The sequence below is a fragment of the Nonomuraea sp. NPDC003707 genome (assembly GCF_053587055.1).
The window spans coordinates 1-15,925 of sequence record NZ_JBSFNK010000028.1 but is presented as its reverse complement, the minus strand read 5'-3'; the positions used below and the strand labels follow the sequence as shown (position 1 = coordinate 15,925).

General features: G+C 70.3%; 28 protein-coding genes. 24 read left to right on the top strand and 4 right to left on the bottom strand.

Going from position 1 to position 15,925, the window contains the following annotated elements; genetic code table 11:
* Positions 1-57: 57 nt before the first annotated feature.
* The 24 genes from ACWDRB_RS47240 (at position 58) to ACWDRB_RS47125 (ending at position 12,852) form a co-directional block, all read left to right on the top strand.
* On the top strand, positions 58-432 hold the full coding sequence (locus ACWDRB_RS47240; RefSeq protein ID WP_449905533.1) for a hypothetical protein: 375 nt from the start codon (positions 58-60) through the stop codon (positions 430-432).
* Positions 433-491: 59 nt separating this feature from the next.
* Positions 492-1,088, top strand: coding sequence for a hypothetical protein (locus tag ACWDRB_RS47235; RefSeq protein WP_449905531.1), 597 nt, complete (start codon positions 492-494; stop codon positions 1,086-1,088).
* A gap of 186 nt (positions 1,089-1,274) precedes the next feature.
* Entirely contained in the window at positions 1,275-1,616 is a 342-nt protein-coding gene (locus tag ACWDRB_RS47230; protein WP_449905529.1) for a hypothetical protein, read from the top strand.
* 74 nt (positions 1,617-1,690) lie between these two features.
* On the top strand, positions 1,691-2,071 hold the full coding sequence (locus ACWDRB_RS47225) for a hypothetical protein (protein ID WP_449905527.1): 381 nt from the start codon (positions 1,691-1,693) through the stop codon (positions 2,069-2,071).
* 59 nt (positions 2,072-2,130) lie between these two features.
* Positions 2,131-2,466, top strand: a complete 336-nt coding sequence (locus ACWDRB_RS47220) for a hypothetical protein (RefSeq protein WP_449905525.1) — start codon at positions 2,131-2,133, stop codon at positions 2,464-2,466.
* Positions 2,467-2,530: 64 nt separating this feature from the next.
* On the top strand, positions 2,531-3,124 hold the full coding sequence (locus tag ACWDRB_RS47215) for a hypothetical protein (protein ID WP_449905523.1): 594 nt from the start codon (positions 2,531-2,533) through the stop codon (positions 3,122-3,124).
* A gap of 274 nt (positions 3,125-3,398) precedes the next feature.
* Positions 3,399-3,746 (top strand): hypothetical protein, encoded by a 348-nt coding sequence (locus ACWDRB_RS47210; protein ID WP_449905521.1) that lies wholly within the window; start codon positions 3,399-3,401, stop codon positions 3,744-3,746.
* Between the two features lie 54 nt (positions 3,747-3,800).
* Complete coding sequence (locus ACWDRB_RS47205; RefSeq protein WP_449905519.1) at positions 3,801-4,130, top strand: hypothetical protein; 330 nt, start codon at positions 3,801-3,803, stop codon at positions 4,128-4,130.
* Between the two features lie 50 nt (positions 4,131-4,180).
* Positions 4,181-4,519 (top strand): hypothetical protein, encoded by a 339-nt coding sequence (locus ACWDRB_RS47200; protein WP_449905517.1) that lies wholly within the window; start codon positions 4,181-4,183, stop codon positions 4,517-4,519.
* A gap of 71 nt (positions 4,520-4,590) precedes the next feature.
* On the top strand, positions 4,591-5,124 hold the full coding sequence (locus ACWDRB_RS47195; RefSeq protein ID WP_449905515.1) for a hypothetical protein: 534 nt from the start codon (positions 4,591-4,593) through the stop codon (positions 5,122-5,124).
* A gap of 34 nt (positions 5,125-5,158) precedes the next feature.
* On the top strand, positions 5,159-5,743 hold the full coding sequence (locus ACWDRB_RS47190) for a hypothetical protein (RefSeq protein ID WP_449905513.1): 585 nt from the start codon (positions 5,159-5,161) through the stop codon (positions 5,741-5,743).
* A gap of 53 nt (positions 5,744-5,796) precedes the next feature.
* On the top strand, positions 5,797-6,399 hold the full coding sequence (locus ACWDRB_RS47185) for a hypothetical protein (protein ID WP_449905511.1): 603 nt from the start codon (positions 5,797-5,799) through the stop codon (positions 6,397-6,399).
* A 552-nt stretch (positions 6,400-6,951) separates the two neighbouring features.
* Positions 6,952-7,287, top strand: coding sequence for a hypothetical protein (locus tag ACWDRB_RS47180; protein ID WP_449905509.1), 336 nt, complete (start codon positions 6,952-6,954; stop codon positions 7,285-7,287).
* Between the two features lie 59 nt (positions 7,288-7,346).
* Positions 7,347-7,685: a hypothetical protein gene (locus tag ACWDRB_RS47175; protein WP_449905507.1), complete on the top strand. Its 339-nt coding sequence runs from the start codon at positions 7,347-7,349 to the stop codon at positions 7,683-7,685.
* Positions 7,686-7,883: 198 nt separating this feature from the next.
* Entirely contained in the window at positions 7,884-8,408 is a 525-nt protein-coding gene (locus tag ACWDRB_RS47170; RefSeq protein WP_449905505.1) for a hypothetical protein, read from the top strand.
* An 80-nt stretch (positions 8,409-8,488) separates the two neighbouring features.
* The gene (locus ACWDRB_RS47165; protein WP_449905503.1) at positions 8,489-9,028 is read left to right on the top strand and encodes a hypothetical protein; all 540 of its coding nucleotides are present in this window, start codon (positions 8,489-8,491) and stop codon (positions 9,026-9,028) included.
* Positions 9,029-9,151: 123 nt separating this feature from the next.
* Complete coding sequence (locus ACWDRB_RS47160) at positions 9,152-9,847, top strand: hypothetical protein (RefSeq protein WP_449905501.1); 696 nt, start codon at positions 9,152-9,154, stop codon at positions 9,845-9,847.
* A gap of 76 nt (positions 9,848-9,923) precedes the next feature.
* The gene (locus ACWDRB_RS47155) at positions 9,924-10,472 is read left to right on the top strand and encodes a hypothetical protein (protein WP_449905499.1); all 549 of its coding nucleotides are present in this window, start codon (positions 9,924-9,926) and stop codon (positions 10,470-10,472) included.
* A gap of 55 nt (positions 10,473-10,527) precedes the next feature.
* Positions 10,528-10,995: a hypothetical protein gene (locus ACWDRB_RS47150; protein ID WP_449905497.1), complete on the top strand. Its 468-nt coding sequence runs from the start codon at positions 10,528-10,530 to the stop codon at positions 10,993-10,995.
* Between the two features lie 57 nt (positions 10,996-11,052).
* On the top strand, positions 11,053-11,637 hold the full coding sequence (locus ACWDRB_RS47145) for a hypothetical protein (RefSeq protein ID WP_449905495.1): 585 nt from the start codon (positions 11,053-11,055) through the stop codon (positions 11,635-11,637).
* Positions 11,638-11,685: 48 nt separating this feature from the next.
* Positions 11,686-12,135 carry a hypothetical protein gene (locus ACWDRB_RS47140; RefSeq protein WP_449905493.1) on the top strand — a complete coding sequence of 150 codons (450 nt, stop codon included), beginning with the start codon at positions 11,686-11,688 and terminating at the stop codon, positions 12,133-12,135.
* Between the two features lie 18 nt (positions 12,136-12,153).
* Positions 12,154-12,315, top strand: a complete 162-nt coding sequence (locus ACWDRB_RS47135; RefSeq protein ID WP_449905491.1) for a hypothetical protein — start codon at positions 12,154-12,156, stop codon at positions 12,313-12,315.
* Positions 12,312-12,497, top strand: coding sequence for a hypothetical protein (locus ACWDRB_RS47130; protein WP_449905489.1), 186 nt, complete (start codon positions 12,312-12,314; stop codon positions 12,495-12,497). Before ACWDRB_RS47135 ends, ACWDRB_RS47130 begins: the two co-directional genes overlap by 4 nt.
* 229 nt (positions 12,498-12,726) lie before the next feature.
* On the top strand, positions 12,727-12,852 hold the full coding sequence (locus ACWDRB_RS47125; RefSeq protein WP_449905487.1) for a hypothetical protein: 126 nt from the start codon (positions 12,727-12,729) through the stop codon (positions 12,850-12,852).
* Between the two features lie 302 nt (positions 12,853-13,154).
* Here ACWDRB_RS47125 and ACWDRB_RS47120 read toward each other — a convergent pair whose 3' ends face one another.
* The 4 genes from ACWDRB_RS47120 to ACWDRB_RS47105 form a co-directional block, all read right to left on the bottom strand.
* Positions 13,155-13,424: a hypothetical protein gene (locus tag ACWDRB_RS47120; RefSeq protein WP_449905485.1), complete on the bottom strand. Its 270-nt coding sequence runs from the start codon at positions 13,422-13,424 to the stop codon at positions 13,155-13,157.
* 348 nt (positions 13,425-13,772) lie between these two features.
* Positions 13,773-14,351 (bottom strand): hypothetical protein, encoded by a 579-nt coding sequence (locus ACWDRB_RS47115; protein ID WP_449905483.1) that lies wholly within the window; start codon positions 14,349-14,351, stop codon positions 13,773-13,775.
* 40 nt (positions 14,352-14,391) lie between these two features.
* Positions 14,392-14,583, bottom strand: a complete 192-nt coding sequence (locus ACWDRB_RS47110) for a hypothetical protein (protein ID WP_449905481.1) — start codon at positions 14,581-14,583, stop codon at positions 14,392-14,394.
* Positions 14,584-14,809: 226 nt separating this feature from the next.
* On the bottom strand, positions 14,810-15,772 hold the full coding sequence (locus ACWDRB_RS47105; RefSeq protein ID WP_449905479.1) for a hypothetical protein: 963 nt from the start codon (positions 15,770-15,772) through the stop codon (positions 14,810-14,812).
* Between the last annotated feature and the right edge of the window lie 153 nt (positions 15,773-15,925).

The following is a 15,925-nucleotide window of genomic DNA, read 5'->3' as shown; positions in this document are numbered from 1 at the left end:
GCTTTTGCATGCCAGTTGGTGAGCGGTCGCCAACGGCGCCCCAGGAAAGGACCCTTAATGGTCTCCATCAGGGCCTACGCCCTCGCAGGCATCGCCGCCTTCGCGGTCATACCCGCCCCCGCCACCGCTGCCCACGCGGGCGACGGCGGCAGCATCACCAACCCGGCCAACGGCAACACCGTCAAGGCCGGAATCCTCCTCACGGTGGGCGCGGACGTCGCCAACGTGTGCGACGCGAAGATCACCGTCACCACGCCGGGTGGCGACACCCAGCCCGTGACCTCGGCCTTCGCCGACCCGCTATGCGCGCCTACCGCCTTCACCGGCACGCACGCCCCGGCCATCGCCGGGAGCTACACACGCGCCGCAGGTAAGTGCCTGGTGATCGACGCGAACGAGGCCACCACCGTGGTCCCCCGCTTCAAGGACTGACCCACGCGCCCCCCGGCCAACAGCCGGGGCGCCTCACCAGCCCGAGAAAGGGGCACCCGATGATGTACTTCACCGAGGCCGTGATCCTCGCCCGCCTCGATGCCCACCCGACCCAACCCGGCGACGACCTCACCCATGTGTACGGCGTCCAACTCGCCCGAGGCGAGCAGGCATGGAACCCGGGCAACCGGATCGGACAGCCGCGCGACCCGTTCCAGGGCCCCCGGTACGTGATCTACGAGCGGTGGTCATTCGGCACTGTCGCCGCCTACCCTCTGGAGGCCGGCGAGTACCGGCACGAGGGCGACGCGCGCATGGCGATCGCCCGCCTGGAGCGAGCGGGCCTGACCGTCCGCTCCAAGAAGGTCAGGCGTCCAGGTGCCAAGAGGGATCAGCATGGCTTCTTCTTCCCGCTGCGGTTGCGCGTGACGGCCGACGCCGCCCTTCTGGAACTAGCCGACCGCTACGCCGCCACGGCGGAGCAGGAAGCGAAGGCGGCCCAGGAAGACGACGGCGAGGAGGAGCCCGAGCCGGGGCGCGGCTGGGTCAAGGCGTGCCCGAGCTGCGGCGCGGATGACCCGCCCGTGACCACGCTCGGCAAGACCGGCGCGACCGTCACGGACTGCTGCGAGTCGGACGTGTCGCACCTCATCTGAGCAGGCAAGCGGGCGGGCGGCCGGATGACGGCATGTCCCGAGAACCGCCCCGGCCAAGCCAGGCCCACGGGGGCGCGGTGAGCGCCCATCTTCGCTAGCCCGCCCGCTTGCCATGAAAATAAACAACCTATATGCTTTTTCTTGTGAGTCGGGGAGCGGTCCCCGGCGAAGCCCCAGGAGAAACACATGCTTGAGCGCCCCAACGGCATCGACCCCGAACGCCTCGCGGAGGACCTGCTCCTCGCCGTCGCCACCAACGAACTCACCCGCAACATGGCCACGCTGGCGATGGCCACCCTCCTCCCTGACTGCGACGTCGACCGCGCCCACCGTCTCCTCGAAGCGTTCAGGACCCAGGCCAACTCGTGGGAGCGACTGCCGAACGGTGACGAGCGGCCCGAGTGGGGCCTCGCCCGACGCATCTGGGAGCGCACCAGCGGCGCCGACAAGGGCAAGCCCGTCCTTCCCGAACTGGTCGAACGCTACGGCAGGCCGCACATGTTCAGGACCCTGGCCAACCGCCGATAGCCCCGCCCCGGCCCGCCCCACCCCGGGGCGGGTCCACGCTCCCTCACCCAGCCAAGCCTCACCAGGAAGAACCCGTGAGCCACGTCCTCAGCGCCATCTGCCCCGGCTGCCGCATCCCTGTCGAGCCCGACCGCGTCGCCGCCGACCGCCGCTACTTCACCCACGACTGCGAGACCACACCCGCGTGGGACCTCCCCCACGCCCCGCCCGCCCCGCGGATGAACGCCGCCAAGCGCCTCGCCGCCATGCGAGCGATCGACGAGGGCCCGATCACGGCGCAGGACTGGGAAGTCGCGTACGCGCAACTCGCCGCCCTGGAGACCGCAGGCTCCACGGACCGGTGGCTCGGCGCGATCGACTGGCTCAAGGAGATGTGGGCCGACGAGCAGAACGGTCGCTCGTGGGTCGTCTTGCAGGGCCGCATCTTCCTCGGCATCGCCAACGCCCCCAAGTAGCCCCGCCTCTGGCCCGCCTGGCCTGAGGGGGGCCACTCTCCCCCGAAACAAGGACATCCGTGCACACCAGCCGCGCCCGCTACACCGTCGAGATCCCCCTCGGCCCCGACCCGGACATCGAGAACACCCTCGCCGACTGTTGGGGCGATGAGTTCGCCCCCACGATCGCCTCCGTCACCTGGGAGTGGCGGCCCGAACGCGGCTGGCAGCGGTGGATCACCGTCGTCGGCTACCGCCTGCTCAAGAAGAAGGGCCCCAACGGCCGCCGCCTCGTCGGCCGCCGCCACGCCTTCCACACCGAGACCCCCACCAGCCCGGACTACTGGCGACTACCCGCCAAGTACCAGGCGCTGGCCGACGCCACCAGCCCCACGCACTTCCCCCTCCCCGCCTGACCGGACACCCGAGGGCGGGCCTGCGATCGGCCCGCCCTCCACCCCACGCACCAGGAAAGGCACCATGACCGCCAACGCCCCAACCATCCCCGCCCGGCTGGGCGTCGTCGTCCTCGGCCCCAGCTCGACCAGCCCCACCGCGCACCACATCGAGTGCCCCGCCTACGACATGTTCATCCCCCCGCAGCCCGGCGAGGCCGGCGACTACCGTGGCGACGTCACCGACCTCAGCCACCTGATGCTGCGCTGGCCCAACCTGGTGCTGCACCCGTGCCTGTCCAAGGCCATACGGGCCTACGGCATCCCCGCCGGGCTCGACCACGACGACCTGCGCGGCCGGACGACCCGCGCCGACGTGCTCATCGGCCACGTGCTCGACCCCGACGAGCAGCCCAGCCCGGCCGTCCAGCACATCCGCGCCCTGGTCGCCGTCCACATGGCCGTGGACGACATCCTGAAGCCCCTCCGGGGCAACACCACCCGAGACGACCGGCTCCTGCGCGGCGCGTTCCACGACGCCGCGCAGGCCAACCACGTCGCATTCACGCGCCTGGAGAAGGCCGTGCATGCCCTCGCCGAGCAGATCGGCCACGGCGACGTAGACGCCTCCCACGCGATCGTCACCCTCCGGCAGCGCCCCGAGGCGCATACCTGGTAGCCCCTTGACGGGCCCGCGCGGCGCGGGGCCGCCCCGAGAACCGCCCCGGGTCAAACCAGGCGCATTGGGGGCGCGGCGAGTGCCCATCTGTGCAGGTCATCCCCATTGCGCCAGGAAACAGACTCTCGCGTGTTGGTTGGGCGGTCAGGCCGGCCCGTGCTGGACCGGCGTTGTGATCTTGTGGCTAACACGCTTGCCAGATAAATAAACGACCCATATAGTTTTACATGTGAGTCGGGGAGCGGTCTCCGGCCCTAAGCCCCAGGAGAACCACGTGCCCAAGCACCGCCGTGTCATCGACGCCGAGGACCTCGCCGAGGACCTGCAAATCGCCATCGCCACCGGCGAACTCAGCCCGCTGGCCGCAACCCTGCTGATCACAGCCCTCAGCCCCCGATACAGCCGCGACGAGGCGACGGCACTCCTCAACTCCAAGCACCCGACGCGGCAGGGCAACGCCTGGGAGCGGCTCCCCAACGGCGACATGCGCCCCAAGTGGGGAGTCGGCCGCCGCATCTGGGAGCGCACCAACGGCACGGAAAAGGGCGCCCCGATGCTCCCCGAACTCGCTGAGCGCTACGGCAAGCGGTCCCTCTTCTACGCCCTCGCCACCCGCCGCTAGCAGCCCCGGGCCCGCCCCAGCACGGGGCGGGCCCCGAAACCTCAGGAGGACCACGTGCTCACCCGCCCCCAGCTCGAAGCCCTCGCCGGAGACCTGCACATCGCGCTTGCCACCGGCGAATACACCCGCGATGGCGCCATCCGGCTCCTCTCCTGCCTCGGAGGCACGGGGGAGGCGGCGGCGATCCTCGACGAGGCCGACCCGATCCGGCACGGCACCACCTACGTCGAGCTGCCCTGCGGCGACCGCCGCCCCATCGAGGGCACCGCCCGCCTCATCTGGGAGTACCTCTACGGCTCCCTGCAGGGCCGCGAAGTCATCCCCTACCTGATCGACCTGTACGGCTCCGGCTGGGAGGGGTCCATCCGCTCCTTCGCCTGCTAGCCCGCACCGGCCCGCCCGTACTGGGCGGGCCCCCAGAGACAAGGACAGCAGTGACCATCCAGATCGACATCGCCGCCGGGACCGTCAGCAAGGCACACCTCCCCCTGGCCAAGGCCGACCGCCTGAACGACCACGGCGGCGACCCGTTCCAGCCGGACACCATCGAGGTCACCTGGGAGTGGGACTCGTTCACCGGCTGGACGCTCGACTCCATCGAGGTGTTCGGCCTCTACATCGTGAAGAAGACCGACAAGCCCGGCGTGCGCAAGGCGTCCCGCGGGCAAGGGCGCCGCACCCAGGAAGCGTCGCGACTGCCCGTCGAGTACCGCGACGTGGCCGACGCCACCCGCCCCACCTGGACGCCCCCGCAGGCTCAGCCAGTCACCTGATCGCCCAGCGCGCGGGCCCGTGCGGTACGGGCCCGCGCCGTCCACCTACGAAGCCCCAGGAAAGGCCCCACGTGACCATCGCCTCCCCGTTCGCGTTCGTCCCCCGCCTGCTCGCCGTCGTCCTCAGCCCCAACTCGACCGGCCCCACAGCGCACAGCAGCGAATGCCCCGCCTACGACTGGTTCATCCCCGCTCAGTCCGGCGAGCCCGGCGACTGGTCCGGCAGTGTCGAGGACCTCAGCACCCTGACTATGCGGTGGCGGAACGTGATCCTCCACCCGTGCCTGGCCAAGACCGCCCGCGCCTACGGCATCCCCGCCGGACTCGACCACAACGACGCGCGCGGCCGATGGCTCCGCGCCGACGTGCTCATGGGCTACGTCCTCGACACCGACGAGCCGACCACTCCCGAGCCGTACGCCCCCGCCGTGGCGAACGTCCGCCGCCAGGTCCACATCCACGCCGCCGCGCCGTTCGTGCGAGGCAGCTACGCCCGCCTGGAGCGCGTCGTGCACGCGCTCGCTGACCAGCTCGGCCACGGCGAAGTGGACGCCTCCTACGTGATCCACACCCTCCGAGACCGGCCCGAGGCCGTCGCCTGGTAGCCCTCGGCGGGCCTGCCCCTTCACCCTCGACATCTTGGAGATCCGCATGCTGTTCGCGCTGCCCATCACCCTCACCAACGGCCAACTGCTCACCGACTTGCCCAGCCATACCCGGCCGATCGGCCCGTCCCTGAAAGGCGGCAACGTCGTCACCATCCCGATCGAGCATCTGCCCAACGCCGCAGGCGTCGGGCCTGTCAGGGGCGTCATCATCGAGACCGAGCACGGCACGGGCGTCGCAGCCGTGCCCGTCCACGGCCGCCCGTTCGCCTCCCTGCGGTGGGACGACACCGCCCAGGCCGTCGCCGACGTCGCCCTCTGGCCCGAGCAGATCGAGGCCCGGCTCGCCACGAGCGGCCTGCGGTCTGCCCTTGTCTGCCAGGCTGACCGCCCGCCCACCGTCACCGTGTTCAGCCTCCTCTACGGCGACAAGTCCCGCCGCGTGGTCGGCCCCACGTGGGGTGGCACCACCGTTCGCAAGGGCAGCCGTTACCACGTCCACGACGACTACCACGCTCACCCAATCGGCATGGCCACCAGCCACAAGCAGGGCGCCTACATGCTCGCCGAGCACCACGGGCTGCGCCTCGAAGCCGTCCAGGTCTTCAGCCCCTTCTAGTCCAGCGGGCCCGCCTCGGTGCGGGCCCGCCTTTCAACCATCTGGAGAAATCCGTGCCCATCGTCGCGCCCATTACCCTCGCAGACGGCAGCCTGCTCGCCCGGCCCACCTACGTGCCCGCGCCCGGCATCCGCCACTACCTGCTTGAGGGCAGCGTCGTGCCCATCCCCGCCCGCGCCATGCCGCTCGGCCTCGGCCTCGACCTGGACGGCGAACCCATCGTCGCCGTCATCACCCATCAACGGTTGTGGTGGGGAATCGACGCCTACACCGCGATAGCGCCCGTTCACCAGGCGCCGCACATGTCCCTGCGCTGGGACGCCGAGACCGGCCAGGCCGCCGATGTGGCGTGCTGGCAGACGCCGGGCGAAGCGCTTATCGCCACGAGCAACCTCGCGACGAGCCTGTCCAGCCGCGCCGAGCACGGCAAGCCCTTCATGGCCGTCACCATCGTGGACAACCGGCAGGGAGAGCGCCGCGTGGTCGGACCGGACTGGGGCGGCACCCTGTTCCGCCACGGCCGGGACATCCACGTGCACGCGGACTTCTCTCCCAACAGGGTTGGCATGGTGCGCAGCTACCGGGCTGGGGCGCGCAAGCTGGCGCAGCAAAACGGCGCGCACCCCCGCCACATCCGCCTGGACGAGACCTTCTGACCCGCCCCTGGCCGGGAGCGGCGTCGCCTTCTAACCCGGCGGGCCTGCCTTGGCGCGGGCCCGCCTCGAACCTTCCACCCCCACCGAGATTGGACCCCACCTGACCACCGCCCGCGTCCGCCCGCCCTGACCAGCGATCCCGTCAAAGCCGTCGTCTTCACCCCGCACACCTACGAGGGCGCCCACGCCGACACGGCGGCTGCTCCGTCCCCGGTGCGCCGCGGCTGGCGCTGCGCTGTGACCCTGCCGGACAGCCCGCCGACGTCACATTCTGGTCGTCCCCGACGTCGGCGAACGAGGCCGCGATCCTGCCGGCCGACATCGTCCACCAGCAGGCCGGAGGCGTCGACAGCCCGCGCGTGCGCGTGCGTCTGTTCGACTTCTACAACGGGCGCCGGCCCCCGCCGGACGTAGGCGCATTCCAGAGGTCAGCGGGGGCCTTCCTGTCTCGCCACCTCGCCGCCCACCCGCTTGCCAAGAATATAAACAACCTATATGTTTTAACTTGTGAGTCGGTGAGCGGTCACCGGCCCCAAGCCCCAGGAGAACCACATGCTCACCCCCGACTTGCTCAGCCTGCTCGCCGAAGACCTCCGCGTCGCCATCGCCACCGGCGAGGTCGACGAGAGTGCCCCGATCCCCGCGCTCCAGGCGATCGGCGGCGTTGACTGCAAGACCGCCGCCCGCCTCTGGCGCCACGCCGACCCGATGGGCCAGGGCAACGTGTGGGACATCCTCGAAGGCGGCCGGTACCGGCCCCACTACGGCCTCGCTCGCCGCATCTGGGACCACACCGACGGCCTGCTGAAGGGCAGGCCCGTCATGCCCGCCCTGATCCTCCAGTGGGGCCGCGACATCGCCCGCTTCGCCACCGCCGCCGCGAAGTAGCTCCGCCCCGGCCCGCCCCGCTCGGGGCGGGCCACCTCTCCCGAGACAGGACACTGCAAGTGAGCTACTCCCAGGACCCCGCCACCAACGCCATGGACGAGGCCAACATCCCCCTGCCCGACGCCGACCTCATCGCCGACCACGGCGGCGACCCCTTCAAGCCGACCCACATCCAGATCTTCTGGAACTGGGACCCGGACACCGGCTGGGAGCTCGACGGCATCCACGCCCACGGCCTGTACATCGTGAAGAAGACCGGCCTGCCGGGCCAGCGCCCGGCGTCCCGCTGGCAGAGGGGCCACGGCTCGCCGCAGTCCGCCCTGCCCGCCGAGTACCAGAAGTTGGCCGAGTCCACCCGCCCCGCGTGGACCCCACCCGGTGCCGCCCTCCCCACGTAGCCACCCCACCCGGGGCGGGCCGTGCGACCAGCCCGCCCCGCCACGCCAAGCCCCAGGAACGGGACCACTATCTCCCCGCTCGCGGTCGCCCCCCTCCGGGACCGGCCCGAAGCCGCCACCTGGTAGCCCCTCAGCGGGCTCGCCTCGGCGTGGGCCCGCCCGCGAACCCCTCCCGCACCGACCCCGATAGGACCGCGCATGACCTCCACTCGCACCCGTGTGCCCACTTACGGCACCGGAGCCGTGATCGACATCCCCGCCGATGCCGTACCGGCCGCCCTGACGAGCGAGCCCGTCAAGGCCGTCGTCTTCACCCCGCACATCTACGAGGGTGCACGCTCATACACGGCCGTGGCCCCCGTCCAAGGAGCGCCGTTCCTCGCCCTGTCCAAGGACCCGGCCACCCAGCAGCCCGCCGACGTCACGTTCTGGCCGTCCCTGTCCCTGTCGAACCAGGCCGCAATCCTGCTGACCGAGATCGCCCTCCAGCGGGCGCAAGGCGTAGCCGAGCCGCGCGTGCGCTGCCGCCTGTTCGACTCCTACAACGGGCGGCGCGTCGTCGGCCCGTCCTGGGGCGGCACCCTCCTGCGCCGTGAGGGCCGCCTGTACGTGTACGCCGACCACCAGGCCGAGCCGATCGGTACGGCCCCCAGCTACCTGGAGGGCACGGTCAGGCTCGCGAAGCACTTCGGTGTCCCCGCCGACCGGCTCGACCTCGACTGACCCGCCCCGGCCCCGGCCCGTGTCCAGCGCCGGGCCCTTCCCGGCCCTGGACGCCCTTCTACGACCCGATTGGACTCATCGTGACCAACCCGATCACATCGTCTGCCGACCTCCGCGAGATCACCATAGGAACCCTGCTCGACATCCCCAGCCGGGCCATGCCGCCCGCCCTGCTCGACCCGCCGGCCCCTGCCGTTGTGATCGAGCAGCACCTCGGCCGAAGCGGCAACGTCTACGTCGCGGCCGTCGCGCTGGAGTGGACGCCGTTCCTGACGCTGCGCTGGCACGCCGACGCCTGGGCGTTCACCGACGTCGCGGCCTGGCGTGACCTGTGGGATGCGCGCATAGCCGCCGCCTCGCTCCAGGACCTGCTCGACCAGCAGGCGCGCGGTGGAGTCGTCCAGCCGCGCGTGTACTGCCGCATCCAGGGCGCGGACACGTCGCGGTGGCGGGTGATCGGCCCGCACTGGGGCGGCACCGTCGAGGAGACCGACCGACCCGGGCGCGTACGCGTCTACACCGACCATGACCCCGACCCGGTCGCCGTCTCGGCCAGCCTTCGAGCTGGAGCGCGCAAGCTGGTCAGGCTTCACGGCATGCCGAACGCCATCCTGGTGTAGAACCCGTGGATCTTGGGGCCAGATCCGCTTGCCAAGAATATAAACAACTCATATTCTTTTACTTGTGAGTCGGTGAGCGGTCACCGGCTCGCAGGTACCAACAAGCCCCAGGAGGCCCACACCATGACCACGCTCGCCGAGATCACCTCCCGCTACATGCTCGGCCACGAGTACAACGCGCTCGCCGAGGCGATCCCGGCCGTGCCCGCTCGCTACGGGCAGATGGCCGACTTGATCGGCCGCGCCGCCGACAGCTACAGGCACGCCGCCACCCTCGCCGGACTCGCCCCCGAGGGCCTGGAGGAGTGCAAGATCCTCCGCCGTTTCGTGGAGGGCTGGCTCAACCAGATCGACGACCCGTACATCATGGCCATCGCAATCGGCGCGGACTTTCCCGCCCACCTCGCGACCGTGGTGTCCGTAAAGGCCCTGCGCGGCTGGCTCACCAAGTGCGCGTACGGCAGCGGCCCCCGCCTCGACTTCGGCGGGATCATGGCCACGGCCCAGGAGCGGTACGAGGAGGCGTTCCCCGACCTGCGGCCCTGTGAGGAGTGCGACGAGGTCGACGACCACGCCGTGTGGTGCACCTCCGAGACCAGCATCGAGGACGACGTCAACGCCGTCATGGCCGAGATCGTCCATGAGGAGGACCTGCCCGCCGGGTGGCAGTTCGCCCCCGTGCAGGTCATCCGCACCCTCGCCGCGAACCGCGCCCGCATGGTCGGCCTGACCCGGATCGCCGTCGAGGCCAAGGTGCCCGCCGCTATCCCGCCGCGCGTGGAGGAGTTCCTGGCGCTGCTCGCTCCGGCCCAACCCTGACCCGCCCTGGCCCGCCCCGAACCGGGGCGGGCCCCACCTCCCCTCTCGACCATCCCGCCCGGAAGGCGCACCCACCTTGACCACCACCAACGAGCCGACCCTGCGCGAATTCGCGATCAACGTCACCATCTCCGGCGTCGCCCGCGTCCAGTCCGCGACCAAGGAGGAAGCCCGCGCGCTGGCCACGCAGGTCCGCATCACGGACCTCGACCACACGCAGGGCCCGGTGACCATCTCCGAAATCACCGTCATCAGCGCCGAGGACCTGGAGGAAGACGACGAGCAGGCCGACACCGGCCGCGCGGAATGCGAGCACGTATGCGGCCGCGTCACCGAGACCAGCGTCCGCTACTGCCCGAAGTGCAAGTGGGCGGTAGATGCCTGCGACCGCTGCAACACCTGCCGGACATGCGGCTGCCTCACTGACGCTCTTCCCGCCGAAGAGCACTGCGCCAACATCTGCCGCGCACCCACCGAGCACACCGAACAGGACTGCGGCAACTGCGGCCCCGTCACCGCCTGCGCCACCTGCAACATCTGCCCGAAATGCGGCGACTTCACCCGAGATGACCAGGCCACCGAGGACGACGACGAGCCTGACATCGACGCGCACCTCGACCGCTGACCAGCCCGGCCCGCCCCTGCCCGGGGCGGCCCGCCCCACCCTCCTGGAGAATCCCGTGATCGAGATCGTCAAGCCCCGCCGCGTCTTCGAGTGGCACGAACGCCACCCCTACGAGACGGTCGTGATCGATCGGTACGACTGGCTCAGGTGCGCCGCCCCCTGCAACAACGACCCCCACAGCTCAGGGTTTGAGTTCCTGCTCAACGAGCCCGGCCTGGTCGAACTGCCCGAGGGCACCGACCTGGACGGCATCTACGTCTGCCTCGCCTGCGGCAAGGTCATCGACATCAAGGACGTCCCGGCCTGGAACCCCCGCAGCAAAGAGGCCACCAACCCCCGCCACTCCGGCCAGACCAGCATCCTGACGTCCGCCAAGCCCGCCAGCCCCCGCCGCCCGCCGGTGGCCCCGGCCGCTGCCGAACGCCGCACCATCGTGCGCCCCGTCTTCCGCAACGACGACGTGGCCGACGAGGAACCCACCGAGACGTGCGAGCCCGACACCAGCAACGACGCCGACAACTAGCCCACCCCGCGCCCGCCCCGCACCGGGGCGGGCCCCACCCCTTGAAAGGCAAGCCCCATGACCACGAACCCCACCACCGAGGCCGGCGACGAGCGCGCCCGCGTAGGCCGCGCCATGCTCCGCGCCTACGCCCGCCGCCCCGACTCCCTCGCCCAGCAGACCGGCGGCCCGCTCCCCAGCCTCCTAACCCCGAAAGGCCGCCTCCTGGCCGCCGAACAGCTCCTACACGACATGCTGACCGCGCTCGCCGACGACGGCGTGGACGTGCCCGAGTTCCTCGCCGACGCGCTCGCCGAGGCGTGGGGCGAAGACGAGGCCGAGACGACGCCGTTCATCCGCTACCGGTCCCCCTCCTGGGTGTACGCCCTTGGCCGCGCCGCCATCGAGCTGTACGGCACCTACGGCGGCCCGAGCAAGGTCCTCACCGACTACCAAGCTCACGTGGTCAACGACGCTGCGCAACTGCTCGCCAACCTGGACGGACACAGCGAGCCCTGTCCCGCCAAACCCGAGCCGGACTCGGACGTGCTCGGCTCTGCCGCCGCGATCCTCTGGGAGTTGCACGGCGACGACAACGGCGTCTTGACCCCCGAGCAGACCGCCGCGCTTGACCACGCCATGAGCGTCTACATCACCCGCTGACCCCCTCAGCCCGCTCCGGCCGGGGCGGGCCTTACCCTGGAGCCCTACATGCTGAGCAACGCCATCGGCGTCTTCCTCCCGCTCGTCACCGCCCTCAACGTCAGGACGCCCGCCACCATGCGCTGGGAAGTGACCAGCACTCCGGACGCGTCACCGGACGGAACCACCAGCCTGGAGGCGTACACCCTCCGCAAGGTCATGACGGACGGCACCCCACGCGACGGGCGGACCGGCTTCGACCTCCACGACGACATCGTTGACACCTTGCTCGAAACCTTGAACGAGCAGCACGGCCGCCCCGGGAGCTGGTGGTACAGCAGCGGCCCGGACCGAGACCTGCGTGACCCCGAGCAGCCCCGCACGGTCGCCTACATCGAGTTCTGGCGGCTCACCGACGCGGAGGCGTACAAAGCGGACCTGTTGGACGAGGAGATGCCAGAGCCCGGCCATGTCCCCACCACGGTCACGTTCGACTTCGAGGAGACGCGCGTCTGCTAGGTCACCACCCGCGTCATCGTGCCGAAGGGGATCGTTGACGATCGGCACGCGGTGCGCCGGTTCCTTCGCGAGAACAGCGAGTGGTACGACGAACTGGACCCCGCCGCCTACTCGGCCCCTGACGACGACCGCGAGGACGTGATCAGCAACATCCGCATCGTGAAGGAGACCGCCCAGTGAGTAAGGGCAAGCAGGTCGTCATCGTCCAGGACCCCGCCACGAAGGAGTTCGAGGTGTACGGCCACGTCTTCACCGACAAGGGCCTGGAGGAGCTGGAGACCGAGGCCGCACAGCGCGGGCTCACCGTCATCGCTCGCGCCTGCATCAGCTCCAAGGCCGAACTCGCCAACCGCCCCCACTGACATCCCCGGAACCGCCCCACACCGGGGCGGTTTCTGCCATAATCGCCGCGAAGCCCTGGGAGCTGCAGACCCGACATAGTCGGGGTCTTGAGCGCGCTGCCGCTCGACCATCCCGGGGCTTCCCCTTTCCCGGCTATCGCTCGCAGCCGTACGCCTCCCCGTTCTCGGTCAGGGCCCCGCCGGCGACCTCCCCGGCGGACCTGCCACCGACCCGCCCAAAGGGGGAGCGATGGGGAACGACGCAGAAGATTCAGGCCCGCTACTACCACGGGGCCAGATCAGCCCGGTCAAGCTGATCGTGATGCACTCCACGGAGGCCCCGGAGAAGCCGGAGACCGCCGAGAACGTCGCCTGATGGTTCGCCACCAGCAGCCCGAAGACCTCCGTGCACGGGTGCGTCGACCAGAACAGCGCCGTGCGGTGCGTGGACGACGGCGGCGCCGCATGGGCCGCTGGCCTGGCTCGCCGTGTTGGTCACCGGCCGCTTGCCCGCCACCGATCACGAGATCCGGTAGCAGTTGGCGGACCGCGAGATACTGCTCGACCAGCGGGACCAGCGGATCGCCGAACTCGAACGTGAACTCGGCATGCGGCTCCGACATGCCGCTGGCGGCCGTCCTGGATGGACGGCCGCCAGCGCTCGACGACGGGGTGAAGTCAGGGCTTAAAGAGCTTCAGGATGGGACCGAGAACCGCGGGGTCGGCTCCGAGCTTGGCCAGCTCGACGGCGGCCCAGAGCGCGACGATGCCGAGAGCGCATGTCGCGAGGATCCGAAGGGCCTTGGGCGAGATCCGAAACCCCTCGTCGGGCGGCGGGGGGGCCGGGCTCGTGGCGTCCATCAGCGTCTTGAGCGGGATGGCGGCGATGACCCACGTCTGATCATCGCGCCGGTCCTGGGGTGGACCAGTGGGCGTTCTATCGAACACCTGAACTCCTAACCAGTAGGTGCAACCTGACTGGCCGGACTCCAAGAAGCCCAGGTCACGGGGCGTCCGTGTTGCGCCTGGACCAGGGCGCCGCGTAGTCTAAACGTGCAACCATTTAGCATGTACGAAGCGCCCGAGGCCTCTTGGAGGTCCGGCCTTACGACTGAGGCCCCAGCCCGGCAAGGCTGGGGCCTTCGTCGCACAGATAAGTTTACCGGCACTGCCCGCTTTTTTGATAGCAATGGCTTTGACCTGCGAAAACGTCTCGTTGGTTCGGTGGAATCTGCAATCTGTGTGGCCAGAAAAGGAAAGTATTTCTGAATTCCGCACTTTTCCGATTTGCGTGATTTATACCACTATGGCCAGTGTGGCCGCCGTGGCGGCGGCCCCTGCGGCGGCGCCCGCGAGCGCCTGGGTGGGCGTGTGGTGAGACACCTGGACGCGGGCCCACCCGATCGCTGCCACCAGCAGCGCACCAACCAGGAGAACCGGCACTGCGGGAAGCACGTGGGCCAACATCACGGCGGTGCCGGCCGACACCCCGGTGTGGAAGCTGATCTTCCACCACAGGGTGATCGCCCCCATCACCAGCACCCACGCCAGCATCACGGCGGCCGACGCCACCACCACCCGAGGCGCGTCCAACACCGCCAGGACGGCCAAGCCCACCATCACGGCGGCGAATCCCGCCGCCATCGGGCCCTTCCGCGACTTCCGCTCGACCAGGTGGATCGAGTCGAGGCGACCCCGCCGCACCCCGACCGCGATCACGGCGGCCGGTACGCCCGCGCACAGCGCCGCGGCGAGCAGCCCCCACGCCAGCCCCGGCCACCCGGCATCGAGCAGCCCGGTCGCCGGCGGCATGGCAATCGCCACGTACTGCGGGGCGAACATCTCCGTCACCGCGCGGGCGACGCCACTTCGCATCCTCGGCGATTTCCGTCCTCGAGGCGGCCCAGGGCGGGTCTTAGAGATCTTCCCGAAGCAAGGGGGGCGGCGGGTCGATGATGATGGTCGGGAATGCTGACGCCTGCGGCTGTGAGTCGATATCGACGAGCACTGCCGGTGTCGGCAGGTTGACAGCAGCGACGGTCTTGTTCTCCCCGCCGCGCTTGAACCTAACGACGACGATCCGCCGGTCGTCCTCTTCCATGGCCATGCTGCGAGCGTACGTGCCGGCTGTGCCACGGGCCACCCACTTGGGGGAACCGGCGGCCGGTCGGGACTACGTCTCGATCTCCGGCCACAGGGCCCTCAGTGGGTCCCAGTCGCGCGGCAAAGCCGCGCGGCATCCGATGGTCGGCTCCGGCAGGATTCGGCCAGGATCTGGAAAGAGTGAACGCCCGGCCGTACACCGACAGTTCCCTCACGTCGAGGCCCAGCTCTCAAGCGGTGTTCCAGGTGATCCACCGGGCGCCGGGGGCGGTGTCGGGGCGGATGTCGTCCGGCGGGGCCTGGCCTGCGCCGTCGCGGGTCTGCTCGACCACGTCGGCGATCCACTCGCCGAAGCCGTCATACACCTCGCCCCAGCGCTCGGACGCCTCGGTGATGGACATGCCCTCCGGCAGGCGCACCGTCCCGCCGTTCATCCTGTCGCCGGTGGCGGGGTCCCATCGGAGGCCGTGGCCGGCCAACTGCGCCGCCGCATGGTCGAGCCAGGCGCCAGTGACTTCGGCGTAGTCCCAGTTCTCCTCTTCGCACAGCGCGGCGTCCGGGCTGCCGTAGGAGCCTTCCCGATCGAACAGGCCGTTGCGGATGAGGTCATCGTCCCAGAAGGGCTCCCCCAGTTCCTCGCCCGTGGTGACGATCCCGGCCGGCACGGCGGCCTGCCGCTCACCGAAGCGCAGCTGTGCCTGCTCGCGCTCATGCGGCCGGAGCCGGGCGTCCACCCCCGGCGCGCCGTCCACCTGCAGCGCCGTGCTGAGCGCCCTCTCTGCGGCCCATAGCCGCTCGGGCGTGCGCTGTGCGGGGTCATCGGCCAGCACGCGCAGGTCTGCGGCGGCCGCGCGGACGCCGTCCACGTCCCACTGGTAGCCGCTGGCGCCCTGCTGGACGACCTCCTCCAGGATGTCGGCGGCCAAGCGCAGCACCTCCGCGCTGGTGTTGGTGCGTTCCGCCCTGATCTCGGACTCCACGGCCCGGGTGACCTCCTGGCGGTGGTTGTGCACCATCACCCAGTCAGCGCGCGTCACGCTGGCGTCGTCGGCGGCATGCGCGAACAGCGCCACGGCGCGGGCCCAGCGGCGGGCCAGCCGGGCGTGCGACGGCTCGACCGGGTCGGCCAGGCGTGGCGGCGTCTCCTCCAGGATCTCCACGAGCGTCACCGCGTCGTCCGGGACGAAGCCCATCAGGTCGATGTCCAGGTTCGTGGTCCACTGGGTCGTGTCGATCGGCCAGTCCTTGTGTCCGGTCTGCCATTCCCTATTGAATAGGCGTGTTGTTCCGGTTCAGTAGAGGGGCTGATGTGGCGGGCTGGCGCAAGTTCTGGGTGCCCCGAGACG